A 23,665-nucleotide genomic window follows, 5' to 3' on the forward strand; every position below is an offset into this window, starting at 1 on the left:
GCCATTTTATTGGCACCGTCATTGCTGACGGGTCGCTCACTCAAAAAACTGACAGGCCACTACTTGCGTAGCGCCTATTTCATTATTTCTTGTGAACATTTGATATTTTAAGTATTACAGCGACCCGAAAATCACTGCTGCACTACATCAAATGTCCACACTTATCGACTGTTAATTGTTAAAGAACTGTATTCGGTGCTACTTTCGCGCCATCGACAAAGCGTTGTGTTTGTCAGCTGCGAAGAAGGAAGAGTATGAAGCATTTCACTACATCCGTCAACTCCTTCTTTTCCTGCTCATCGCCGTTTCCGGTGATCCTCAAGTGCCGCATTTGACTGCGTCTCATTGGGGAGGCGAACTATAGCAAAGCGCCCCAGCGGAAGCAAGGCTTTTCCGGGGCTTTTGCGGCCAACTGCTACAATTTCGCCCCCTCCGCGCCAAACGGCGCTTGTCTATATATAGAACCATAGAAGATTCACCATGAAACAACAAGCTCAAGGATCAGGCCTGACCCTGAAACGAGCTGGCTTTACCACTGGCTTCGGCGTGCTCGCCGCCACCCTCGGTTCCGCAGTCGGTCTCGGCAATATCTGGAAGTTCCCCTATCTGACAGGCGCCAATGGCGGCGCCGGCTTCCTGCTCATCTATCTGCTCGCTACCTTATTGGTAGGCCTGCCCGTGATGATCGCGGAAATCACCCTGGGGCGCCGCGCCAAAGTCAATCCCATCTCCACCATGGAACAGCTGGCACCGAAGGGCAAGCCCTGGTGGCTGGTCGGCTTTATCGGCATGGTCGCCGCCTTCCTGATCGTCGCGTTTTATTCGGAAGTGGTGGGCTGGGTGTTTGCGTACATCGCCAAGGCCATCGACGGCTCCATCTTGAGCAGCGACAAGCTGGTGACGGAAGCGGCCTTCGCCTCGCTGATCAGCAATCCTTTGCAATCGCTGTTCTGGCAATGGGGCGTGCTGCTGTTTATCGGCGGCATATTGATGCTGGGCGTGACCAAGGGCATCGAGGCGATCGCCAAGAAGCTGATGCCGCTGCTGTTCCTGCTGCTGCTGTTGCTGTGCGCGGTGAGCCTGTCGCTCGATAAGGCGGGCGAAGGCTTGGCTTTCCTGTTCCGCCCTGATTTTTCCAAGCTGACGGCTTCCGTCGTGCTGACGGCCATGGGCCTGGCCTTCTTTAAATTATCCGTCGGCATGGGTACGATGATGACCTACGGCAGCTATTTCCGCGATGACCAGAATATCCCCGTCACCACTTTGCGGGTGATGGCGGCCGACCTCGGTGTATCGATGCTGGCCGGTATCGCCATCTTCCCCGCCGTGTTCACGTTTGGCTTCGCCCCCAGCGCGGGACCGTCGCTGGTGTTCATCACGATTCCGGCCGTGTTTTCGCAAATTCCCATGGGACAAGTGCTGATGGTGGTGTTCTTCATCCTGGCCGCTGTCGCCGCCACGGGGGCGATGCTGTCGCTAATGGAAGTGCCCGTGGTGATTTTCCACGAACGTTTCGGCTGGACGCGCACCAAGTCCACCATCGTGACCATGCTACTGCTGGCCGTGCTCGGTTCCGTGTGCGCGCTGAGCAACAGTACCCTGGCGGACTTCAAGCTGTTTAACTTGAATATGTTTGATCTGTTCGACTTCGTCTCATCGAATATCTTCCTGCCCGTGGGCGGCATCGCGATTGCCTTGTTTACAGGCTGGGCCTGGGGCAAGCAGCATTTCATCGAGGCGATCAGCAATCATGGCCAGTTGCAAAATCAAACTCTGGCGCACGTACTGCTGTTCCTGCTGCGCTTTGTCTCGCCAGTGCTGATCCTGATCGTGATGCTGAAGGGATTAAAGGTCTTCTAATCAGAGTACCCGGGTGTAGGTCTGGCGCACCAGCACCCGGTCGCCGCAATCGAAATGCCACCATTCGCTGTTGATGCCAAAAAAGCCCGCCTGGAACATGGCGTCGCGCAACAAGCGGCGGTGCGCCACTTGCTCCTCGGTAATTTCCCCCTTTTCCAGCAAGACGAGCTCCAGTGCCGGGTGCGAGCGCTCACTCAGATCATCAAAACCCGTGCCCATGTCCAATTCCCGGCCGTCCGGGCCGACGATGGTGATGTCGAGCGCCATGCCGAACGAGTGGATGGAGCCGCGCGACGGCTCGGCGATGTAGCCCAGTAACTCCGTTCCCTGCAGCGCATCCCACAATTGCTGCTGCACCCGCTGCGGGCGCAGGGCGTCGAGCACCAACAGATGATGATCGGGGCGATGCGCGGCCAGCCAGGCCACGGCCTGCTCCAGCGCGGCGGCCGCATCGCGGTGCAGCCAGGCGCAATCGATGGGGCTGTATAAGTCGCGGCCGACGAAATTGTCGGGCGTGGCATAGCGCAAGTCGACGGCAATGCCGGCGATGCTGCTCAGGTGGCGAAATTGCGGGTCGCTGCCGACCGCTTCCAATTGCGAACTTGCAACAGACATCAGACTCCTCTTTCCAGGCAGTTGCGCGCCGCCACGCCAATGCTGTCGGCCAGGCGCCGCGCGCCATGCGACAGCGGCGAGTGGCTCGCCGTCAATAAATACAGTTGGATCGGTATCGTGGGCGCCCAGGGACGGCGCTGCAGCCGCTCGGGCGAGCCGGACGCCGCCGTAAACGGGTCGACCACGGCCATGCCGGCGCCCGCTTCCACGAGGGAACGGGCGATTTGATACGTCTGCACCACGGTGGAAAACACGGGATGGATATCCTGCGCCTCGCAGGCGGCCACCACCAGTTCGCCCAGCGGATCGTTGTCCGCATGGCCGATCAGCTCGCCGTTCAGGCCATGCGCCGTCAACGGTGTGCCGCAATCGGCCGCATGCCAGGTGCCGGCTGGCGCGATGACCGTCATGACGCCCTGCGCGATCGGTTCGGCCACGATGCCCGGATGGCGCGGGTCTTGCAGCGATACGGCCAGGTCCGCTTCACCGAGGCGCAAGGTATTGACGATCTCGCCCGTGTGGTGGGTAGCCAGCTGGCAGCGCGTGTGAGGAAAGTCGCGCCGCCACTCCGTCATGGCAAACGGCAAGACGCTGATGGCAAGCGTCGGCGTGGACACCAAACGGATGGTTTCCACCGCATGGCCCTTCAGGCTAGCCGCCAGGCGGCGGATGCCCAATAAATCGCGGTTGAGCTTTTCCGTCTCGACAAACAAACGGTGCGCCTCGGGCTTCGGGTACAGCTTGCCCCGCACGCGCTCGAACAGCGGCATGCCCAGTTGCAACTCGCAATGCTGCAAGACCTTGGTCACAGCCGGCTGCGAGATATGCAGCACCTGGGCGGCGCCGCTGATGGTGCCAACTTGCATGATGGCGTGAAACACTTCGATATGACGCAGCCGCATGAGCTATTCCTTTACCTTGCCGTGGCCGCCTGGGCCGTAATGTTCAGCATATAAGAAAAAGTCATGGGCTGGAACGGCCATGCTACTTTGTTGCAACAGCTGTGGCCGGTGTCGTCAGCACTTCCAGCAGGGCTGCCGTCTCGCCGTCGGGCATGCCGTCAAAGCGCGTATTGCGGTACTTCATCTGGAAGGCGATCAGCACATTGCGCGTCGCTTCATCGAATATGCCCGTATTTGGCGTCGCATAGCCGTGCTGGGCCAGCTTTTTCTGGAACCAGACGGCATCAGGTACTTGCTGCTCAAAAATGAGGCGCTGCGCGGCCACGCGGTTGGCATCGGGCCAGACGATCAGGCCCGCATCGGCCAGCTGGCGCCATGGAAACAACGGACCCGGGTCCTGCTTGCGCTGCGGGGCGATTTCGTTGTGGCCCAGGATATTTTCCGGCGCGATGTTGTAGCGGGCCTGGATATCTTTCAACAGCGGAATCAGTTCATCGATCTGTGCCTGGGGGAAGGGATACCAGAGGCGGCCTTCCGGCGTGTCCTTGTAGCCAGGGTTGACGATCTCGATGCCGATCGAGCTGACATTTAACTGTGTATAAGTCTTCCAGTTACTCACACCCGCGTGATTGGCCTGGCGCGATTCGTCGACCAGCACGTAAAACTTCGGCTTATCCGTGTCCGTCAGCAAATAATGGCTGCTGACTACTTGTTCCGTCAGGATCTTGATCGAACGGGGCAGGTCGCTGACCGTGTAATGGATGACGATGAATTTCACGCGCGGGCTCTGGCTGCGCGCCGTCAAGCTATGGTCGAGGTGCGGCGCGGGCGTGGTACACGCGGAAAGCAGTGCCACCAGCAGGGCGAGGGCGATTTTTTTCATGAAAGATCCGTGTTCGGGTTAATAAAATAGTCAGTACTTGACAATACGCTGGCTCGCCGTCCTGGCCGCCAGCTTGGCCGCGGCCTCATGCGAACGGGCAACTTTTTGCTCCATCATCAACGATACAGGCAAAGCGGCGCGCATGGCAGCCGCGATGGCCGGGTGCAATTGCGCCGCGCGCCCTGCCAGCACCACGGGACGGGGACCGTAGCGCGCCGTCAGCGCCAGCGCCAATCGCGCCAGTTCCTGTCCCGCGCGCTGCAAGATGTCCAGCGCCAGCGGGTCGGCATCTGCACTGGCGGCCACGGCCAGCGCCAGCCGGCCGATGGCGCCCCGGTCCTGGCCATACATGAAGGCGCGCGACAGCGACCAGTCGCTGCCGCCCAGTTGCGCAAATACGGCTTCGGCCATAGGCGAACTGTGCCAGCTGCCGGGCGCCTCGTCTTCGCGGCGCCAGATGTGACGCAAGGCTTCGCGCGCGATCCAGTAGCCGCCGCCGCCATCGTCGAGCAGCACGCCGCGCCCGCCCGCGCGGTGAAAGCCGCCATCCACATCGATCCAGGCGGCGATCGAACCCGTGCCAGCGTAGACCAGATAACCTTCGCCAGGTTCAAAACTGTCGCGATAGGCGATTTCAATGTCGTTGCCCAGGCTGACGTCAGCGGCATCCAGCACCAGCAGGCTGGCCAAGGTTTGCGCCAGCACAACATCGTCGCCGCCAAAACCCGTCAAGCCCGCCACCACGGCACGCGGTTGGCCGACGGCCAGCACGGCCTGGCACAGCCGGGCAAACGTGGCGTGCACGGCGGCGCGGCCCGCATCGCTGCCCATTTGCAAGGCAGACAAGCCTTCGACTGCGCCGTCGGCCACGATGGCGCCGTCGGCGGTGGCCAAGGCCCAGCGCGTCTGCGTGCCGCCCGCGTCGATGCCCAGCCCGAGCACGGCAGTATCAGTATTGGTTGCAGGGAAGGAAATCATGGCATGAGTGTAAAGCCAAGCGAAGCTTGCAGGCATGAAAGCTTGCGCATGTTTCATGCCTACAGGTTATGGACTAGCGGTGAACGCTCAACAATTACTTGGCAGGGGCCGTAAACGGTGCGCGCACGGTGACGCGAGGGCTTTCATTGCCGAGGCGGTCCACGGCGCTGACCACCACCGCATTGACTTTACCGATGGCATCATCAACCAGGGTCAGTTCAGCCTGCACGCCAGTGACCACGGTGAAACGCCAGTCTTCGCCGTAGCGGGCCCAGACGGCGTATTGCGCCACGGGTTTGCCGCCGCCCGACGTCAATTTGACGTTCAGGCTGCTGGAATCGCGGCGCAAAGCCAGCACCGGCGTGCCCGGCGCTTCCTTGCCCAGCCATGGCGTGGCGGGGATCAGGGCCGGGCTTTGATACACGCTCGCCTTGAGTTGCTCGCTGACACCCTTGCGGTTCTGCATCAGGGGCACCATGCTGAAATGCACTTGGCCATTCGCGCCGGGGCGCGTGCGCGTCACTTCGATCTGCTTGATGATCTCTTGCGGCGTGAAGGACTTGGCGGAATTGTCGATGCGGCTCGTATATAAACCGGGCCACACGTGGCGGCCATACGGATTTTGCGCCAGCCAGTAGTCGAGCAGCACGCCAAACGCTTGCGGCGCCTGCGCCACGGGCCAGTACAGCTGCGGCGACAGATAATCGAGCCAGCCCTTGGCCAGCCATAGTTCCGCATCCGCATACAATTTATCGTACTGGCTGAAGCCGACGATGCCGGCAGGGCGGCGGTCGGGACGGCCTATGCCGAACGGGCTGATGCCGAAACGCACCCAGCTCTTTTCGCGGTGGATGCCGGTATATAAAGCTTCGATCAGCTGGTTGACGTTCTGGCGGCGCCAGGAAGCGCGGTCGAGATCGCCGCCGGCCAGCAGATATTGCTGCCAGGAAGGCTCATCGGGGAAGGGCAGTTCGCGCTTGGCGCCGCCATTGCCCGCGTCCAGCGCGGCCGTCTCGGCTCCCGCACCGGCGCCAGGCGCGTCGATCGGGTATGGATAAAAGTAATCGTCGATGTGCACGCCATCGATATCGTAGCGGCGCACCACGTCCAGCACCACGTCCGTCGTGTGCTTCGAAGCGGCCGCATCGCCCGGGTCCATCCACAGGTAGCGGCCGTATTGCTTGACGGACGCGGGGTTGGTGGACGCGAAACTGTCGCGCGCCAGCGGCGACTTGGCCGTCGCGTGACGAGCCCGGTACGGGTTGAACCAGGCGTGCAATTCCAGGCCGCGCGCATGCGCCTGCGCCACCCAGAAGGCCAGCGGGTCATACATGGGCAATGGCGGCTGGCCTTGCTTGCCCGTCAGATATTCCGACCATGGCTCCAGTTGCGAGGGGTAAATCGTGTCGGCGCTGGGGCGCACCTGCAGCACAATCGCGTTCAGATTCAAGGACTTGGCGCGGTCGAGGATGGCGATCGCTTCGGCTTGCTGCTTGGCGACAGGCAAATTGCTGCGGCTGGGCCAGTCGATATTGGCCACCGTCGAGACCCAGGCGGCGCGGAATTCGCGCGGCGCCGGCGGCGGCACTTCGCCCGTGATGTGCTGCACGGGCGGCACGGCCGGCAAGCCCGCTTCGCCTGGCGTCACTGCGGACGGCATTCTGGTGCTGGTACAGCTGCTGAGCAATGTGGCGGTGGCCAAGGCGGCCAGCACGCCGGCCGTGGCGCCCAGGCGTTTTTTGAAAGTAGACAACAAAACAATTCCTTGCAGTGGTAAAGCGCAGGTCTATCGGTGCGGGCATTTTACTGTGCGCCCGCCATCCTTGCGGGCGCACGGTTCAAAAGAATCAGGCCTCGGCCTTCTTGCCGAATTCAGGATCGATCTTGACCAGCGCGGCCATGATGAAAGCGGGAATCGTGGCGATGCAGACCCAGATGAAGAAGTGCTGGTAGCCGAGCATTTGCTGGATCCAGCCGCTGGCCATGCCCGGCAACATCATGCCCAGGGCCATGAAGCCCGTGCAAATGGCGTAATGGGCCGTTTTATGCGCGCCATCGGAGACCATGATCATGTACAACATGTACGAGGCGAAACCAAAGCCATAACCGAATTGCTCCAACGCAATGCCCCCCGCGATCACATAAATGTTGCTGGGCAAGGCGCTGGCCAGGTAGACAAACACCAGGTCGGGCAAGTGCACGGACAGCACCATGATCCACAGGCAACGCTTCAAGCCGAAGCGGGAAATGATGAAGCCTCCCAGCAAGCCGCCCAGGGTCAGGGCGATCACGCCGATGGTGCCGTAGACGAGGCCCACCTGTTCCGTCGTGAGGCCCAGGCCGCCCTTGGCGACGGGGTCGAGCAGGAAGGGCGCGGCCAATTTGAGCAGTTGCGCTTCGCCGAGGCGGAACAGCAGCAAAAAGCCGAGGATGACGACAATATCCTTCTTCTTGAAGAAGGCCGCAAAGGTGGCGATGAACTCTTGCAACGGAGAAATGCCGGCGTCCTGGATGCTGGGGCGGTCGTCCTTGGGTTTCGGCAAGATAAAATAGTGGTACAGGAAGAGGGCGATGAACAGGCCCGCCAGAATCGCGAACACGACGGACCAGGCCAGCTGCACATTGCCCGTCGCATGCGTCAGATAGCCGGCCAGATACACGAGGCCGCCCTGGCCGGCGATCATCGCCAGGCGGTAAAACGTGCTGCGCACGCCGACGAAGGCCGCCTGCTGGTGCTCTTCCAGGCCCAGCATATAAAAGCCGTCGGCGGCGATATCATGCGTGGCGGAACTGAAGGCCATCAGCCAGAAGATGGCCAAACTGATCTGGAAAAAGTGGGGCAAGGACGTCGTCAAGGCCACCAGCGCCAGCGCGGCGCCGATCACCAGCTGCAGGCCGACGATCCAGAAACGCTTGGTGCGGTACATATCGATGAAGGGCGACCACAGGGGCTTGATGACCCAGGGCAAGTACAGCCAGCTCGTGTACAGCGCGATATCCGTATTGGAAAAGCCGTAATTCTTGTACATGATCACGGACAAGGTCATGACCACTACGTAGGGGATGCCCTGGCCGAAATACAGGGAAGGGATCCACAGCCACGGATTATTTTTACGCGCCGGGGCGGGTTGTTTCACTAGCTCCATACATCCTTCTTGGTCTCCCAGACAGAAGAATGCCGCGCCATCGGATCACGCCGCCAGTGCCGCCCGCACACTGCCGCCCGCGCCGGCCAACAATGCCTGTGCCTGGTTTGTATTGATTTTTTTGATCAAGGCAACAATCGCCACCTTGACGTGATAGTGGCATTGTTCCAGCACGGTCCTGGCCTGCACCTCGCTGGCGCCGGTGGCATGCATGGTCAGACGCACGGCCCGCCAGATCAGCTTGGCGTTGGTCGGCTTCAAGTCTACCATCAAGTTTCCGTAAGTTTTGTGCAAACCGACCATCAGGGCGCTGGAAATCGTGTTCAGGGTGATTTTTTGCGCCGTACCCGCTTTCAGACGCGTGCTGCCGGAAATGACTTCCGTGCCCGTGTCGAGCACGATGCCGCATTGCGCCTCGTGCGCCACGGGGGCGTCCACATTGTTGGCAATGCCTATCGTCAAGGCGCCCGCCTTACGCGCGGCCAGCAGGGCGCCCAGCACGTACGGCGTGGCGCCGGAGGCGGCCAGCAGGATCACGACATCATTTTCTTGCGGCAACAGGGCCAGCACATCGCGCTCGCCTTGCTGTACATCATCTTCGGCCCCTTCGACGGCCGTGAACATGGCGCCCGCGCCGCCGGCCAGGATGGCCATAGCCCGCTCGGGCGGCCAGGAAAACGTGGGCGTCAATTCAACGCTGTCGAGCACGCCCAGACGTCCCGACGTACCGGCGCCCACGTACAGCAAGCGGCCGCCGGCAGCGATGCGGGGCAGGGCGGCCGTGATGGCGGCCCCGATTTGCGGCGAGGCCAGCCGCACGGCTTCGACGGCCCAGAACTGGTCGTCGACCAGCGCCGCCACCAGTTGCTCCACCGGATACAAGTCCAGATCCGGATGCCGCCGGCTCGGGGTTTCAGTTTTCAACATGATTTCAGAACATGGTTGAAGGTGAAACCAGTTTAATACCAACGAGCAAGATCAGCCATGAAAGGATGGCGGGCGGGCATAACGGGAGTTTATGGGTGCACGCGGATCGTGGCGGCCGCCTTCTTACGGCGCGCGGCGCATCTCGGCCACGAAGTCGTAATGGTCGCTGCGGCAATACGAATGCGTCAGTTCCACCGCTTCGCCCGTTTCCAAGTAGGCGATGCGCGTGATGAACAGCACGGCCTGGCCATCGGGGATGCCCAGCTGCTCGGCCAGCACGTCCGTCGCATTCATGGCGCGGATGTGCTGCAAGGCGCGCACGGGGGCCTTCTTGATGCTGCTCAAGTATTCATACAGCGAGTCGCCCATGGCGGCCGGGTCCGGCACGACGCTGAAGGGCAGCACGCTCACTTCATATGCCATCACCACGTCGTCGGCCAGGCGCAGGCGCTCCAGGCGCGCCACTTTCGTGTTCTGCGCCAGGCCCAGGCTCAGCTGCTCGTCGCTGCTGGCGATGACGACTTCGCGCTTGAGCCAGCGCGAGCCGGGACGGTAACCGCGCTGCTGCAGCTGCTCGGAAAAGCTCGACAAATTCGACAGCGGCTGCTCAATGCGCGGGGCAATATAGTTGCCCGAACCGCGGCGGCGCACGACGAGGCCTTGCTCGACGAGCTGGTCGATGGCCTTGCGGGCAGTCACGCGCGATACGTCGAGCAGTTCGGACAGGGTACGTTCAGATGGCAGGGCCTGGTCTACCTGGTAACGGCCGTTGCGTACGTCATCGCTCAGCTTGCGGGCGATCTGCATATATAAAGGCGAATTGTCATTTAAATCGACCTTGAGTTCTACGCTGGTCTGGCTCATACAGTTCTCCTTGTCCTCCTAGTGTAATAGCGATGGCGCTTGTGCGTATCCCGTCCACCCATGAATAAATGGAAAATGACCATAAATAACGGTTATACATTTAAAAAAACAATGTTTTACCGTACGTATAGCTTTGCATTATAGATAAATAAGCAATTTTCATTAGCCTGGGAAACGATCCCGCCCTATGCTGGCGATGCCTCCACCACATCGCGAAACAGAGAAACATGCATAATAAAATGACGGGTTTGCTGGGCTTGCTGCTGCTGGGCACAACCTGGAGCGCGCTGGCCGCCCCGCCCGGCAGCGGCAAGGACCAGCAGCCTGCGCTCGATGCGGCCCTGTCCGCCATCGTCGGGGATGCGGCCCACCCGCTGGCCAGCCTGTCCGTGTTGGCCATTCGCAATGGTAAGGTGTCGTATCAGCAACAATTTGGCTACCGGCACATCGGCGCCACGCCGGCTGACAGCTTGCCCGTGACGCCGGACACCCTGTTCCGCATCGCTTCCGTATCGAAGATGATGACGACCCTGGGCCTGATGCGCCTGCTCGAGCAGGGCAAGCTGAGCCTGGACCAGGACGTGGGCATTTATTTAGGCTTTTCCCTGCGCAACCCGCATTTCCCCCAGCGGCCCGTGACCTTGCGCAGCCTGCTCAGTCACACTTCCTCGCTGCGCGACGCGGGCGGCTATGCCTGGGGGCCGGAACGCAGCCTGCGTGACGTGTTTACGGCCGGCGGCGACGCGATGTGGGATTCCAGCGCGGCACCCGGCCGCTACTTTACGTATTCCAACCTGAACTGGGGCGTGATCGGCACGGTGATGGAGCAAGTCACGGGCGAGCGCTTCGACTTGCTGATGCGGCGCCTGCTGCTCGATCCCCTCGATGTACGCGGCGGCTACCATCCGCCGGCATTCACCGCGGACGAGATAGCGAACACGGCCACCCTGTACCGCAAGCGCACGCTGGAGACGGAAGAGTGGCGGCCGCACGGCCCCTGGATCGCGCAAGCCGACGATTTTGACCAGCATCCGCCTGCCGGCATCGCGCGTTATGTGATCGGCAGCAACGCCACCGTCTTCAGTCCCACGGGCGGCTTGCGCATCTCCGCCGCGGGACTGGGCACCGTCATGCAGATGCTGCTCGACGGTGGCCGCTATCAGGGAAAGCAACTATTGCAGCCGGCCAGCATCGCGCTGATGTTTGGCCGCCAATGGCAGCTGGCGCCGGACGGATGCAATGGCAACAGCGAACGGGGCTTGTACCGTGTCTGGGGCCTGGGCAACCAGCAGTTCGATGCTGTGGCTGGGCAGGGCAATGGCCTGGTCGAGGGCGCCAGTTTTCATGCGGTCGGCCACCTGGGCGACGCGTATGGCCTCGTCTCCGCCTTCGTGCTCGATTTCAAGCACAGGAATGGCATGGTGATGCTGGTGGGCGGCACGGGCAGCGATCCCGAACGTTATCCGGGCACGTATTCCGCCATGGGGCGCAGCGAGGAATTGATCCTGACCACCTTGTACCGTGGTGCGATTGACAAGCATGAATCATTGCACTGAAATAGTGCATTCCTGAAAGTTATGGCTGCACCATGATGTTTCATTGGCTCACGTGATGGCCAGCCTCTAAGCTCTCATCGAATGCTCCCGCACCATGGGAGCGCAACGCAGCGAGGCAACATGCAGCAACACGTCATCATCATCGGCGGCGGTGTCGTCGGTCTGACATCGGCCTGGTGGCTTGCCGAGGCCGGCTACAAGGTCACTGTACTGGAACGCAATGAACAAGTGGCGATCGCCGCCAGCTACCGCAATGGCGGCCAGCTCAGCTATCGCTATGTGGCACCGCTGGCGGACGCGGGCGTGCCCTTGAAAGCCCTGCAATGGCTGCTGCAGAAAGATGGCCCGCTGCGCTTCCGTCCCGAAGCGGACTGGCGCCAATGGCGCTGGCTGGCCAGCTTCCTGCGCAATTGCAATGCAGCCAGCAATGCCCGCACGACGGCCAAGCTGCTGCAGCTGGGCGAATGGAGCCGCGCCGGCATGGCGCAGCTGGAACTGACGGTGCCGCCCGAGGCGTATGCCTGGCGCGATGCGGGCAAACTCATCGTCTACCGTTCGCCCGCCATCTTCCAGCGGGCCGTGGCCCGGCCGGAATCGGAAGAGGCGCGCGTCGTGCTGTCGCCGCAGGAAGCCGTGCAGCGCGAACCGGCGCTGGCCGCCCTGCAGGGCGCGTTGGCGGGCGGCATTTTTACCGAGGGCGAGGCGGTGGCCGATTGCCACGCCTTTTGCCTGGCCCTGGAAGCGCGCCTGCTGCAGCATCCGAATTGTTCGCTCATCTTGAAAGGCGAGGCGCGCCGTCTCGTCACACACAAGGGCAAGATCACGGGCGTCGACACCAGCCTGGGCCTGCTGCAAGCGGACCATTACGTGCTGGCGGCCGGCATCCAGAGCCGCGACCTGGCCGCCACGGCGGGCATTTACCTGCCCCTGTATCCGCTGAAAGGCTACAGCCTGACGGCGCCCATCCGCGCGCAGCACCGGGCGCCCGAGATCAGCATCACGGATTTCGAGCGCAAGGTGCTGTATGCGCGCATAGGCGGCGACCTGCGCGTGGCCGCCATGGTCGACATGGTGGGCGCCGACAACAGCATCGACTGGAACCGCATCGCCGGCCTGACGCGGCTGGCGCGCGAAGCGATGCCGCACGGCGCCGACTACGACCAGGCTACGGCCTGGGCCGGCCTGCGCCCCGCCACGCCGAACAGCGCGCCGCTGGTGGGCGCCAGCAAAGTGGGCAATCTGTGGCTCAACGTGGGCCATGGCCCGCTGGGCTTTACCTTTGCCGCCGGCACGGCGCGCATCCTCGCCGATCTCATGGCCGGCAAGGCGCCGCCGTTCGCGCTGGACTTCCTCAGCCCGAAACAATAGCCGGCCAGGGCGGCGCGCACGCGCCGCTGCCGATATGGCGGATAATTGCGGAACTTTTATGTTCCTGTCTGCCAGCGCATGTCCACACCCTCAAAATTGTCCGCCTGCCCCTGTGGCGGCGCCTCCTACGCCAGCTGCTGCGGCCCGTATATCGCGGGCGACGCCTTGCCGCCCACGGCCGAAGCCCTGATGCGTTCGCGCTACACGGCGTTCACCTTGCGCGACGAAGCGTATCTGCGCGCCACCTGGCACGCCAGCACCCGTCCGGCCGACGCTTTATTTGCCGAAGAAGAAAAAGTCCACTGGCTGGGACTTGAGGTAAAATCTGCTTTACGTTTACGTCAACGTAAAGCAGAATCAGCAGATCAAGCCGAAGAGATACACCGCGATACCGTCGAATTCGTGGCCCGCTACAAGGTCAACGGCCGCGCGCACCGCCTGCATGAGGTAAGCCGCTTCGTGCGCGAGGCGGGCGAGGGCGGTGGTGCCCTGCGCTGGTTTTATCTCGACGGCAGTTTTCCCGAATAGCGCGACCCGAGAGACCGGGCGATCATAAAAAGGAACCGCAATGCCGCACATCGAAAGCAAACTCAATCCGCGCAGTGAAGATTTCAAGGCCAATGCCGCGGCCATGCAAGCCATCGTCGACGATCTGCGCGACAAGGTCGAGAAAATCGCGGCCGGCGGCGGCGAAGCGGCGGCCGCCAAGCACCTGGCGCGCGGAAAACTGCTGCCGCGCGACAGAGTCCAGATGCTGCTCGATCCCGGCACGCCCTTCCTCGAGTTTTCCCAGATGGCGGCCTACGCCATGTACCAGGACGCCAAGGGCGTCGATGCGGCCCCTAGCGCCGGCATCATCACCGGCATCGGCAGGGTCTCGGGCCAGGAATGCGTCATCGTGTGTAACGACGCTACCGTCAAGGGCGGCACCTATTACCCGATGACGGTAAAAAAGCATTTGCGCGCCCAGGAAATCGCCGACCAGAACAACCTGCCGTGCATCTACCTGGTCGACTCGGGCGGCGCCAACCTGCCGAACCAGGACGACGTCTTCCCCGACCGCGACCATTTCGGCCGCATTTTCTATAACCAGGCGAATTTGTCCGCCAAGGGCATCCCGCAAATCGCCGTCGTGATGGGCTCTTGCACGGCGGGCGGCGCCTACGTGCCGGCCATGAGCGACGAATCGATCATCGTCAAGGAGCAGGGCACGATTTTCCTCGGCGGCCCGCCGCTGGTGAAGGCGGCCACGGGCGAAGTGGTGACGGCGGAAGACCTGGGCGGCGGCGACGTGCACACGCGCCTGTCCGGCGTGGTCGACCACCTGGCGCAGAACGACTTGCATGCGCTGTCGCTGGCGCGCACCATCGTTTCGAATCTGAACCGTAAAAAACCGCAGCAGATGGCGCTGCGCGAGTCCGTCGAACCGAAATACCCGACGCAGGAACTGTATGGCGTAATCCCCGTCGATACGCGCAAACCGTTCGACGTGCGCGAGGTGATCGCGCGCATCGTCGACGGCAGCGATTTCGACGAATTCAAGGCCCGCTACGGCACCACCCTGATCTGCGGCTTCGCGCACATCTATGGCGTCAAAGTCGGCATCATCGCCAATAATGGCATCTTGTTCTCTGAATCGGCCTTGAAAGGCACGCATTTCATCGAATTGTGCTGCCAGCGCAAGATCCCGCTGGTATTTTTGCAAAATATCACCGGCTTCATGGTGGGCCGCAAATACGAAAACGAGGGCATCGCCCGCAATGGCGCCAAGATGGTCACCGCCGTGGCGACGGCGGCCGTGCCGAAATTCACCGTCATCATCGGCGGCAGCTTCGGCGCCGGCAACTACGGCATGTGCGGCCGCGCGTTCTCTCCCCGTTTCATGTGGATGTGGCCCAATGCGCGCATTTCCGTCATGGGCGGCGACCAAGCGGCGTCCGTGCTGGCGACCGTCAAGCGCGACGGCATCGAGGGCAAGGGCGGCGCATGGAGCGCGGACGAGGAAGCGGCCTTCAAGCAGCCGATCAAGGATCAATACGAACACCAGGGCCACCCGTACTACGCCACCGCGCGCCTGTGGGACGACGGCGTGATCGACCCGGCCGACACCCGCATGGTGCTGGGCCTGGGCCTGTCGGCCGCCCTGAACGCGGAAATCCCGGACACGAAGTTCGGCGTATTCCGCATGTAAGCGGCACTCAGGGAGAAGAGAATGGAATTTGAAACCTTAAAGCTGGTCATCGAGGGCAATGTCGCCACCGTGACCCTGAACCGCCCGGACGTGCGCAATGCCTTCAACGAGACGACGATCGCCGAACTGGCGCGCGCCTTCGAGGGGCTGGGGCGCAGCGACATGGTGCGCGCCATCGTGCTGGCCGCGAACGGCGCGGCCTTTTGCGCCGGTGCGGACCTGAACTGGATGAAGAAGATGGCCGGCTACACGCATGCCGAAAACCAGGCCGACGCGCTGCAGCTGGCGCAGATGCTGCGCACGATTTACCTGTGTCCGAAACCCGTGGTAGCGAAGATCCAGGGCGACTGCTATGCGGGCGGCATGGGGCTCGTCGCCGCATGCGATATCATTCTGGTTGCGGAAGACGTGCATTTCTGCCTGAGCGAAGTGCGGCTGGGATTGATCCCGGCCACTATTTCACCGTATGTCATCAAGGCCATGGGCGAAAACGCGGCACGCCGCTATTTCCTGACGGCGGAGCGATTCTCCGCCCGGGAAGCGCTGCGCATCGGCTTTGCCCACGAGGTAGTCGAGGCAAGCGCGCTGGACGCGAAAACCGCCGAGGTACTGAAAGCCCTGACGGGCAACAGCCCGCACGCCGTGGCGCAAGCGAAAACGCTGGTGCGCGAGATCGTCGGCCAGCCGGTCGATGACGCGCTGCTGGCGGACACCGCCGAGCGCATCGCGCAGATCCGCGCCTCGGAGCAGGGACGCGAAGGCGTGCAATCGTTCCTCGACAAGCGCAAGCCGGGTTGGCTCATGGGCTAGTTAATAGTCCAAAGCTCATGGACTAAGAATATCATTGGAGCAGTTTTGAAAGCAGAAAAACAATCGGGCTGGGTCGAACGCAGTCTGCGCAGCGTGTGGCATCCGTGCACGCAAATGCAGCACCACGAGACGGTTCCCTTGATCCCCGTCAGCCATGGCCGCGGCGCCTGGCTGTATGACCACGAGGGCCGACGCTACCTGGACGCCATCAGCTCCTGGTGGGTGAACCTGTTCGGCCATGCCAACCCGCGCATCAATGCGGAACTCAAGGATCAACTGGACCGCCTGGAACACGCGATGCTGGCCGGTTTTACGCATGAACCGGTGATCGAGCTGTCGGAAAAGCTCTCCGCGCTCACCAATGGCGTGCTCGGTCACAGTTTTTATGCGTCCGATGGCGCCTCGGCCGTGGAAATCGCCCTGAAAATGAGTTTTCACGCCTGGCGCAACAGCGGCAAGGGTGAAAAACAGGAATTCGTCTGCCTGAAAGGCAGCTACCACGGCGAAACCATCGGCGCCCTCGCCGTTACGGACGTGGCACTGTTCAAGGATGCCTACGGCCCCCTGCTGCGTGCCTCGCAGACGGTGATGTCGCCCGACTTCCGCCAGGCGGCAGACAACGAATCGGCGCAGGACGTGGCGCGCCGCGCCGCGGCCGACGTGGAACGGCTGTTCCAGGAAAAGTCCGAAAGAATCGCCGCCATCATCATCGAGCCGCTGGTGCAGTGCGCCACGGGCATGGCCATGCACGACCCGCTGTACCTGTCACTGGTGCGCGCCCTGTGCGACCGCTATCAAGTCCATCTGATCCTCGACGAAATCGCCGTCGGCTGCGGCCGCACGGGGACGTTCTTTGCATGCGAACAGGCCGGCATCTGGCCCGATTTCGTCTGCCTGTCCAAGGGCATCAGCGGCGGCTATTTGCCGCTGTCCCTCGTGATGACGCGCGAAGATATTTATCAGGCGTTCTACAGCACCGACGTGCGCCGCGGCTTTTTGCATTCGCACTCGTACACGGGCAATCCGCTGGCGTGCCGCGCGGCGCTGGCGACCCTGTCGATTTTCGAGGAAGACGACGTGCTGGCCACCAACCGCGAACGTGCCGGAAAAATCACGCGCGCCCTGGCGCCGCTGGCGCAGCACGAGCGCGTAAAACACTTCCGCCAGCAGGGCATGATCTGGGCGTTTGACGCCGTCGATGCGGCGCCCGATTTTTCGCGCCGCTTCTTCAGCACGGCGCTGGAACACGAACTGCTGATGCGCCCCATCGGCTCCACCGTGTACCTGATGCCGCCGTACATCCTCGACGACGCCGAAATCGCGGGCCTGGGCCAGCAGACGCTGGCCGTCTTCAACCAAGTGATCGGAGCCTGAGATGGAACTGCTCACACGCTTGAAGCAGCAGCTGCAGGGGCTGGAAGAGCGCAGCCTGATCCGCCGCCGCCGTACCGTCGACACGCCGTGCGCGCCGCGCCTGACGGTCGATGGGCGCGACATGCTGGCCTTTTGCAGCAATGACTATCTGGGCCTGGCCGCGCATCCGCGCATCGTGGACGCGCTGAAAGAGGGCGCCGACCTGTATGGCGCCGGCAGCGGCGCTTCGCACCTGATCAGTGGCCACAGCCGCGCCCACGCGCTGCTGGAAGAGCGCCTGGCCGCGTTTGTCGGCGCCAACCTGGAACAGGCGCGCGCGTTGTATTTCTGTACCGGCTACATGGCCAATTTAGCCGTGCTGACGGCCCTGGCGGCCGGTGATGCCGAAGCCGAGATCTTCTCGGAAGCGCTGAACCACGCTTCGCTGATCGACGGCACGCGTTTGTCCCGCGTCAAGACGCGCGTGTATCCGCATGCGGATCTCGACGCCTTGGCGGCCCTGCTGGCGGAAAGCAAAGCCAAAACGAAAATCGTCGTCACCGACAGCGTCTTCAGCATGGATGGCGACCTGGCGCCGCTGCCCGCGCTGCTGGCCCTGTGCGAACAATATGGCGCCTGGCTGGTGGTCGACGACGCGCACGGCTTCGGCGCGCTGGGCGAGAATGGCCGCGGCGCGCTGGAATACTTCGACCTGCATTCGCCGTATCTGGTCTACGTGGGCACGCTGGGAAAATCGGCCGGCGTGGGCGGCGCCTTCGTTTGCGCGCACGAAGCCGTGATCGAGACGCTGATCCAGAAGGCCCGCCCCTACATCTTCACCACGGCGGCCGCGCCCGCGCTTGCGCATGCGCTGCTGGCCAGCCTGGACATCATCGCCGGTGAAGAAGGAAAACAACGCCGGATGGACCTGGCCGCGCTGGTGGCGCAATGGAACGAGGGCTTGCAGCTGCAGCGCTGGCAAGCCTTGCCATCGCTCTCCGCCATCCAGCCCGTCATCATCGGCGAGAATGCGGACATGCTGGCCGTCGCCGCGAATCTGTACCAGCAAGGCCTGTGGGTCGGCGCCATCCGCCCGCCCACCGTCCCTGCCGGGTCGGCGCGCCTGCGCGTGACCCTGTCGGCCGGCCATACGGCACAGGAAGTGACGCAATTGATCAACGCAGTCAACACCCTGGAAAGGACTCGCCATGAGCCTTGATGACCCTATCGTGGCGGAAGTGCTGGCGGACCTGGCGCCGGCCGTGCAGCCGGCACCGGCCACCATCGGCCTGCCATCGCGCTTTGCCTGTTTCGTCACCGGCACCGACACGGAAATCGGCAAGACCCTGACGTCGTCGGCCCTGCTGCACGCGCTGGTGGCGCGCGGCGTGCGTGCCTGCGGCATGAAGCCCGTGGCCGCCGGCGCCGAGATGCGCGACGGAGAACTGCATAATGAAGACGCCGACAGCCTGATCGCCGCCGGCAACGTCACCATGCTGCGCAATATCACCACGCCGTATATGCTGAAGGAACCGGCCGCGCCGCACATCGCCGCCGCGCTCGAAGGCGTGAGCATCGAATCGGTGCCGATCCTGGCCGCCTACCTGGAAATCGCCGCCGCCTCGGACGCCGTCGTGGTCGAAGGCGTGGGCGGTTTCCGCGTGCCGCTGTCGCCCGGTTTCGATTCGGCCGACCTGGCGCAGCAGCTCGACCTGCCCGTGATCCTCGTGGTCGGCATGCGTCTGGGCTGCATCAGCCAGGCCTTGCTGACGGTGGAAGCCATCGAAGCGCGCGGCCTGACGGTGATCGGCTGGGTCGCCAACACCTTGGAAGTGGAAATGCGCTTCCTCGACGAAAATATCGATGCGCTGATCGAGCGCATCCCGGCGCCGCTGCTGGGCAGGGTGCCGCGCCTGGCGCAGCCCAGCGCGGAAGCGGCGGCCGCGTATCTCGATTTCACCGGCTTGCCCAACTGGCCGGCGCAGCATCCCAACACTTAAACGTATTCAAAAATAGAAACGAAGGAATCACATGTCTCACGTCCAAGAAGCAGCAAAAACCGTCGAACTGCACCGCCCAGCGGCGCGCATCACCGTGCCGGAAGCGGCCACCTGGCCCGTCGCCGACGTGCTGGCCCTGTTCGACCTGCCATTCAATGACTTGATGTTCAAGGCCCAGCAAACCCACCGCGTCAATTTCCCCGACGGCGACGTGGAACTGGCGACCCTGTTGTCGATCAAGACCGGCGGCTGCGAGGAAGACTGCGGCTACTGCCCGCAGGCGGCCCGCTACGACACGGGCGTGGAAGCGAAGAAAATTCTCGACATCGACACGGTGCTCGACGCGGCCCGCCAGGCGAAAGCCAATGGCGCCACGCGCTTCTGCATGGGCGCCGCCTGGCGTGGCCCGAAAGACCGCGACATGGACAAAGTCGAAGAGATGGTCAGCAAAGTGAAAGCGCTGGGCCTGGAAACCTGCGCCACCCTGGGCATGCTGGAAGAAGGACAAGCGGACCGCCTGAAAAACGCGGGCCTGGACTTCTACAACCATAACCTCGATACGGCGCCCGAGTTCTACGACAACGTCATCTCGACGCGCGAATACCAGGACCGCCTCGATACTTTGGGCCGCGTGCGCGAAGCGGGCTTGAAAGTATGCTGCGGCGGGATCGTCGGCATGGGCGAGACGCGCTTGCAGCGCGCGGGCCTGATCGCCCAGCTGGCCAATCTGAATCCGTACCCGGAATCGGTGCCCGTCAACCACCTGGTGCAGGTGGAAGGCACGCCTTTGTTCGGCCTGGAAGCGCTGGACCCGTTCGAATTCGTGCGCACGATCGCCGTGGCCCGCATCACCATGCCGAAAGCGCGCGTGCGTCTGTCGGCCGGCCGCCGCCAGATGGGCGAAGCCGTACAGGCGATGTGCTTCCTGGCCGGCGCCAACTCCATTTTCTATGGCGACAAGCTGCTCACCACCGACAACCCGGAAGCGGAAGACGACCGCACCTTGCTGGGTAAGCTGGGCTTGCAGACGCGCGGCGCCATGCTGGAATCGGTACAGAAAGAGAAGTGCGGCTGCTGATCCAGCCCTGTCGGGTTACGCCGTGCCGGCTAACCCGACCTGCGAATACCGCCTCACCAATGCGTAGGTCGGCTTAGCGCAAAGCGCGTAAGCCGACACGCCAGCACACAACGTCCATGACAAGAGACAGCTGCCCCTTTTTGAGAGAATAGAGAGAGACCATGTTCACTAAAATCCTGATCGCCAACCGCGGCGAAATCGCTTGCCGTGTCGCCGCTACCGCGCGCCGCATGGGCATCCAGACCGTCGCCGTGTATTCGGAAGCGGACGCCAACGCCAAGCACGTCGCCGTCTGCGACGAAGCGGTGCTGATCGGCCCCGCGCCGGCCAAGGAAAGCTATCTGTGCGGCGACAAGATCATCGCCGTGGCGCTGGCCACTGGTGCGCAGGCGATCCACCCCGGCTACGGCTTTTTGTCCGAGAACGCCGACTTCGCCGACGCCTGCCACGCGGCGGGCCTGGTCTTCATCGGCCCGCCGGCATCCGCCATGCGCGCCATGGGCTCGAAATCAGCCGCCAAGTCGCTGATGGAAAAAGCGAACGTGCCGCTGGTGCCCGGCTACCACGGCGAGAATCAGGATGCGGAATTTTTGCACGGCCAGGCCGACAAGATCGGCTATCCCGTGCTGCTGAAGGCATCCGCCGGCGGCGGCGGCAAGGGCATGCGCGTCATCGAGAACAGCGCCGACTTCAAGGCCGCGCTGGCCTCGTGCAAGCGCGAAGCGATCAGCTCTTTCGGCGACGACAAGGTGCTGGCCGAAAAATACCTGTCGCGTCCGCGGCATATCGAAATCCAGGTGTTTGCCGACACGCTCGGCAACTGCATCTACCTGTTCGAGCGCGATTGCTCGGTGCAGCGCCGTCACCAGAAGGTGCTGGAAGAAGCGCCGGCGCCGGGCATGCCGGCGGAACGCCGCGCCGCCATGGGCGAGGCGGCCGTCGCCGCCGCCAAGGCCGTCGGCTACGTGGGTGCGGGCACGGTGGAATTCATCGCCAACCAGGATGGCTCGTTCTACTTCATGGAGATGAACACGCGCCTGCAGGTGGAACACCCGGTGACGGAAATGATCACCGGCACCGACCTGGTGGAATGGCAATTGCGCGTCGCCTTTGGCGAGCCGCTGCCGAAAAAACAGAATGAATTGACGATCCACGGCCACGCCATCGAGGCGCGCATCTACGCGGAAAACCCGGAAAAGGGCTTTTTGCCGTCGATCGGCACCGTGCGCCACATGCAGTCGCCATCGGCCGTGACGTTCGAACTGGGCGGCACGCTGGTGCCCGCCGCCGTGCGCATCGATTCGGGCGTGCGCGAAGGCGACGCCATCTCGCCGTTCTACGACCCGATGATCGCCAAGCTGATCGTCTGGGGCGCGGACCGCCGCGAAGCGCTGGCGCGCATGGCGCAGGCGCTGGCCGACTACCAGATCGTGGGCCTGGCCAGCAATATCGCCTTCCTGAAGCGCCTGGTCGAAGGCCAGGCGTTTGCCAGCGCGGACCTCGATACGGGTTTGATCGAGCGCAATCAGGCGTCGCTGTTCCCCGCCCTGCAAGCAGCGCCCGACACGGCCCTGGCGCTGGCGTCCGTCGCCCTGCTGACGGAAGAAAAAGCGGCGTCCGAAGCGCAGTCGAGCAACCCCGCCGACCCGTGGGGCAATGCCCTGGGCTGGCGCTTGAACAGCACCCTGGGACGCAACCTGGCGTTTGCCGATGAATTCGCACTGGCCAGCGACGACAAAACCTATGCCGCGCGCATCGCCTACAAGACCGATGGCTGGCTGTTCAACGGCCAGCCCCTGAGCTTGACGGCGCGCACAGGCAACGAGCTGCACATCAAGCTCGGTGAACGTGCCGTGCATGGCACGGTGCTGCGCGACGGCGAGCAGTTCCACGTATTCACCGGCGGCTTGCATTACACGCTGCACTACAGCGACCCGATGGCGCATGCGGGCGAAGTCGAAGCGGAAGGCGGCCGCCTGACGGCGCCGATGCCGGGCAAGGTCGTCGCCGTGCTGGTCAACAAAGGGCAGGACGTCAAGAAGGGCGAGCCTTTGGTCATCATGGAAGCGATGAAGATGGAGCACACGATCGCCGCGCCGCATGACGGCCTGGTGGAAGACGTGCTGTACGCCGTCGGCGACCAGGTGGCCGATGGCGCGCCGCTGCTGGCTTTCAAGGCTGCCGCATAGAGGCAGCCACGATGCGCATCCTTTTACAACGCTCGGACGGCAAGGAAGCGGCGTGGATCGCCGATTTTAAAGACTTGCTGCCCGAAGCTGAAATCCACTTCTGGCGCGAAGGCGAGACGTTCGCGCCATGCGATTATGCCGTCGTGTGGCAGCCGCCCGCCGCCATGCTGCCGGCATTGAGCGAAGTCAAAGCCATCTTCAACACGGGCGCCGGCGTCGACGCGCTGCTGAAATTCGGCGATGCGCTGCCGGCCCACGTACCGCTGGTACGCCTCGACGACGCGGGCATGGGCGTGCAGATGGCCGAGTATGTGAGCCACGCCGTGCTGCGCCACTTCCGCCGTTTCGACGATTACGAGGCGCAGGGCCGCGCCGGCATCTGGCAGCCGCTGCCCGCCTTCGACAAGCTGGATTTTCCCGTCGGCGTGCTGGGCATGGGCGTGCTGGGCACCCGCGTGCTGCAAGCGCTGGCGCAGTTCGAATTCCCCCTGCGGGGCTGGAGCCGCAGCCGCAAGCACGTCGATGGCGTCGCATGCTTTGCGGGCGAGGAAGGGCTGGAAGCCTTCTTGCACGGCACGCGCGTGCTCGTGTGCATGCTGCCGCTCACGCCGGACACACACAACCTGCTCGACCGCGCGCGCCTGTCGATGCTGCTGCCAGGCGCCTACATCATCAACGTGGCGCGCGGCGCGCATCTGGCCGAACCGGATCTGCTGACCCTGATCCGCTCCGGGCATATCGCCGGGGCGACCCTCGACGTGTTCCGCAACGAGCCGCTGCCGCAGCAGCACCCGTTCTGGCAAGAACCGCGCATCACCATCACGCCGCATATTTCGGCCGCTACCCTGCGCCGCGAAAGCGTGGCGCAGATCGCCGCCAAGATGCGCCGCCTGCACGCCGGAGACGTGGTCGCCGGCATCGTCAACCGTTTGCAAGGATATTGAG

Annotated in this window: 20 protein-coding genes; 12 read left to right on the forward strand and 8 right to left on the reverse strand. The window is 63.1% G+C overall.

Translation table 11 applies throughout. The annotated features are described in order from the left end of the window. Positions 1 to 480: 480 nt before the first annotated feature. Complete coding sequence (locus AC3RCG_RS00925) at positions 481 to 1,860, forward strand: sodium-dependent transporter (RefSeq protein ID WP_070223147.1); 1,380 nt, start codon at positions 481 to 483, stop codon at positions 1,858 to 1,860. On the opposite strand, the gene AC3RCG_RS00930 is transcribed toward AC3RCG_RS00925, so the two are convergent. The 8 genes from AC3RCG_RS00930 to AC3RCG_RS00965 all read right to left on the reverse strand — a co-directional run bounded on the left by AC3RCG_RS00930 (position 1,861) and on the right by AC3RCG_RS00965 (position 10,175). Continuing rightward, positions 1,861 to 2,475, reverse strand: coding sequence for a M15 family metallopeptidase (locus AC3RCG_RS00930; RefSeq protein ID WP_492402550.1), 615 nt, complete (start codon positions 2,473 to 2,475; stop codon positions 1,861 to 1,863). Then, the gene (locus tag AC3RCG_RS00935; RefSeq protein WP_099408255.1) at positions 2,475 to 3,377 is read right to left on the reverse strand and encodes a LysR family transcriptional regulator; all 903 of its coding nucleotides are present in this window, start codon (positions 3,375 to 3,377) and stop codon (positions 2,475 to 2,477) included. Before AC3RCG_RS00935 ends, AC3RCG_RS00930 begins: the two co-directional genes overlap by 1 nt. A gap of 82 nt (positions 3,378 to 3,459) precedes the next feature. Beyond that, positions 3,460 to 4,260, reverse strand: coding sequence for an N-acetylmuramoyl-L-alanine amidase (locus AC3RCG_RS00940; protein ID WP_121670730.1), 801 nt, complete (start codon positions 4,258 to 4,260; stop codon positions 3,460 to 3,462). Between the two features lie 30 nt (positions 4,261 to 4,290). Next, complete coding sequence (locus AC3RCG_RS00945; protein ID WP_409027549.1) at positions 4,291 to 5,238, reverse strand: BadF/BadG/BcrA/BcrD ATPase family protein; 948 nt, start codon at positions 5,236 to 5,238, stop codon at positions 4,291 to 4,293. Positions 5,239 to 5,332: 94 nt separating this feature from the next. Next, a complete protein-coding gene (locus AC3RCG_RS00950) occupies positions 5,333 to 6,994 on the reverse strand; it encodes a glycoside hydrolase family 10-like protein (protein WP_409027548.1) in 1,662 nt (553 codons plus the stop codon). 91 nt (positions 6,995 to 7,085) lie between these two features. Continuing rightward, positions 7,086 to 8,384, reverse strand: a complete 1,299-nt coding sequence (locus AC3RCG_RS00955; protein ID WP_409027547.1) for an MFS transporter — start codon at positions 8,382 to 8,384, stop codon at positions 7,086 to 7,088. A gap of 45 nt (positions 8,385 to 8,429) precedes the next feature. Continuing rightward, positions 8,430 to 9,311: an N-acetylmuramic acid 6-phosphate etherase gene (locus AC3RCG_RS00960; protein ID WP_492402546.1), complete on the reverse strand. Its 882-nt coding sequence runs from the start codon at positions 9,309 to 9,311 to the stop codon at positions 8,430 to 8,432. A gap of 123 nt (positions 9,312 to 9,434) precedes the next feature. Then, positions 9,435 to 10,175, reverse strand: a complete 741-nt coding sequence (locus AC3RCG_RS00965) for a GntR family transcriptional regulator (RefSeq protein WP_086140517.1) — start codon at positions 10,173 to 10,175, stop codon at positions 9,435 to 9,437. Between the two features lie 227 nt (positions 10,176 to 10,402). On the opposite strand from AC3RCG_RS00965, the gene AC3RCG_RS00970 reads away from it, so the two are divergent. The 11 genes from AC3RCG_RS00970 (at position 10,403) to AC3RCG_RS01020 (ending at position 23,664) form a co-directional block, all read left to right on the forward strand. Further along, positions 10,403 to 11,731: a serine hydrolase domain-containing protein gene (locus AC3RCG_RS00970; RefSeq protein WP_492402544.1), complete on the forward strand. Its 1,329-nt coding sequence runs from the start codon at positions 10,403 to 10,405 to the stop codon at positions 11,729 to 11,731. Between the two features lie 81 nt (positions 11,732 to 11,812). Then, complete coding sequence (locus tag AC3RCG_RS00975) at positions 11,813 to 13,099, forward strand: D-amino acid dehydrogenase (RefSeq protein WP_071653832.1); 1,287 nt, start codon at positions 11,813 to 11,815, stop codon at positions 13,097 to 13,099. A gap of 78 nt (positions 13,100 to 13,177) precedes the next feature. Further along, complete coding sequence (locus tag AC3RCG_RS00980) at positions 13,178 to 13,627, forward strand: YchJ family protein (RefSeq protein ID WP_070312649.1); 450 nt, start codon at positions 13,178 to 13,180, stop codon at positions 13,625 to 13,627. Positions 13,628 to 13,667: 40 nt separating this feature from the next. Continuing rightward, positions 13,668 to 15,290 (forward strand): carboxyl transferase domain-containing protein, encoded by a 1,623-nt coding sequence (locus tag AC3RCG_RS00985; protein WP_070312650.1) that lies wholly within the window; start codon positions 13,668 to 13,670, stop codon positions 15,288 to 15,290. A 21-nt stretch (positions 15,291 to 15,311) separates the two neighbouring features. Beyond that, a complete protein-coding gene (locus AC3RCG_RS00990) occupies positions 15,312 to 16,100 on the forward strand; it encodes an enoyl-CoA hydratase/isomerase family protein (protein WP_070312651.1) in 789 nt (262 codons plus the stop codon). 45 nt (positions 16,101 to 16,145) lie between these two features. Further along, on the forward strand, positions 16,146 to 17,474 hold the full coding sequence (gene bioA, locus AC3RCG_RS00995) for an adenosylmethionine--8-amino-7-oxononanoate transaminase (protein ID WP_070312652.1): 1,329 nt from the start codon (positions 16,146 to 16,148) through the stop codon (positions 17,472 to 17,474). A gap of 1 nt (position 17,475) precedes the next feature. Further along, positions 17,476 to 18,672, forward strand: a complete 1,197-nt coding sequence (bioF, locus tag AC3RCG_RS01000) for an 8-amino-7-oxononanoate synthase (RefSeq protein ID WP_492402540.1) — start codon at positions 17,476 to 17,478, stop codon at positions 18,670 to 18,672. Further along, the gene (gene bioD / locus AC3RCG_RS01005) at positions 18,662 to 19,453 is read left to right on the forward strand and encodes a dethiobiotin synthase (protein ID WP_070312654.1); all 792 of its coding nucleotides are present in this window, start codon (positions 18,662 to 18,664) and stop codon (positions 19,451 to 19,453) included. The genes bioF and bioD overlap by 11 nt, the downstream gene beginning before the upstream one ends. A gap of 31 nt (positions 19,454 to 19,484) precedes the next feature. After that, positions 19,485 to 20,531, forward strand: coding sequence for a biotin synthase BioB (gene bioB, locus AC3RCG_RS01010; protein WP_070312655.1), 1,047 nt, complete (start codon positions 19,485 to 19,487; stop codon positions 20,529 to 20,531). Between the two features lie 161 nt (positions 20,532 to 20,692). Then, positions 20,693 to 22,720, forward strand: a complete 2,028-nt coding sequence (locus AC3RCG_RS01015) for an acetyl/propionyl/methylcrotonyl-CoA carboxylase subunit alpha (RefSeq protein ID WP_492402538.1) — start codon at positions 20,693 to 20,695, stop codon at positions 22,718 to 22,720. A gap of 11 nt (positions 22,721 to 22,731) precedes the next feature. Further along, positions 22,732 to 23,664 carry a 2-hydroxyacid dehydrogenase gene (locus tag AC3RCG_RS01020; protein ID WP_070312657.1) on the forward strand — a complete coding sequence of 311 codons (933 nt, stop codon included), beginning with the start codon at positions 22,732 to 22,734 and terminating at the stop codon, positions 23,662 to 23,664. Position 23,665: the final 1 nt, after the last annotated feature.

The sequence above is a fragment of the Janthinobacterium sp. GW823-FHT01H08 genome, assembly GCF_058797855.1.

Excerpts from the sequence above, each read along its gene's own strand:
- AC3RCG_RS00940 (WP_121670730.1), bottom strand. The coding sequence starts at position 4,260 with ATGAAAAAAATCGCCCTCGCCCTGCTGGTGGCACTGCTTTCCGCGTGT.
- AC3RCG_RS00960 (WP_492402546.1), bottom strand. The coding sequence starts at position 9,311 with ATGTTGAAAACTGAAACCCCGAGCCGGCGGCATCCGGATCTGGACTTG.
- AC3RCG_RS00980 (WP_070312649.1), top strand. The coding sequence starts at position 13,178 with ATGTCCACACCCTCAAAATTGTCCGCCTGCCCCTGTGGCGGCGCCTCC.
- bioD (WP_070312654.1), top strand. The coding sequence starts at position 18,662 with ATGAGCCTTGATGACCCTATCGTGGCGGAAGTGCTGGCGGACCTGGCG.
- AC3RCG_RS01020 (WP_070312657.1), top strand. The coding sequence starts at position 22,732 with ATGCGCATCCTTTTACAACGCTCGGACGGCAAGGAAGCGGCGTGGATC.
- AC3RCG_RS01015 (WP_492402538.1), top strand. The coding sequence starts at position 20,693 with ATGTTCACTAAAATCCTGATCGCCAACCGCGGCGAAATCGCTTGCCGT.
- AC3RCG_RS00925 (WP_070223147.1), top strand. The coding sequence starts at position 481 with ATGAAACAACAAGCTCAAGGATCAGGCCTGACCCTGAAACGAGCTGGC.
- AC3RCG_RS00975 (WP_071653832.1), top strand. The coding sequence starts at position 11,813 with ATGCTCCCGCACCATGGGAGCGCAACGCAGCGAGGCAACATGCAGCAA.
- AC3RCG_RS00930 (WP_492402550.1), bottom strand. The coding sequence starts at position 2,475 with ATGTCTGTTGCAAGTTCGCAATTGGAAGCGGTCGGCAGCGACCCGCAA.
- AC3RCG_RS00985 (WP_070312650.1), top strand. The coding sequence starts at position 13,668 with ATGCCGCACATCGAAAGCAAACTCAATCCGCGCAGTGAAGATTTCAAG.
- AC3RCG_RS00970 (WP_492402544.1), top strand. The coding sequence starts at position 10,403 with ATGCATAATAAAATGACGGGTTTGCTGGGCTTGCTGCTGCTGGGCACA.
- AC3RCG_RS00935 (WP_099408255.1), bottom strand. The coding sequence starts at position 3,377 with ATGCGGCTGCGTCATATCGAAGTGTTTCACGCCATCATGCAAGTTGGC.
- AC3RCG_RS00965 (WP_086140517.1), bottom strand. The coding sequence starts at position 10,175 with ATGAGCCAGACCAGCGTAGAACTCAAGGTCGATTTAAATGACAATTCG.
- AC3RCG_RS00955 (WP_409027547.1), bottom strand. The coding sequence starts at position 8,384 with ATGGAGCTAGTGAAACAACCCGCCCCGGCGCGTAAAAATAATCCGTGG.
- bioF (WP_492402540.1), top strand. The coding sequence starts at position 17,476 with ATGGAACTGCTCACACGCTTGAAGCAGCAGCTGCAGGGGCTGGAAGAG.
- AC3RCG_RS00990 (WP_070312651.1), top strand. The coding sequence starts at position 15,312 with ATGGAATTTGAAACCTTAAAGCTGGTCATCGAGGGCAATGTCGCCACC.
- bioB (WP_070312655.1), top strand. The coding sequence starts at position 19,485 with ATGTCTCACGTCCAAGAAGCAGCAAAAACCGTCGAACTGCACCGCCCA.
- AC3RCG_RS00945 (WP_409027549.1), bottom strand. The coding sequence starts at position 5,238 with ATGATTTCCTTCCCTGCAACCAATACTGATACTGCCGTGCTCGGGCTG.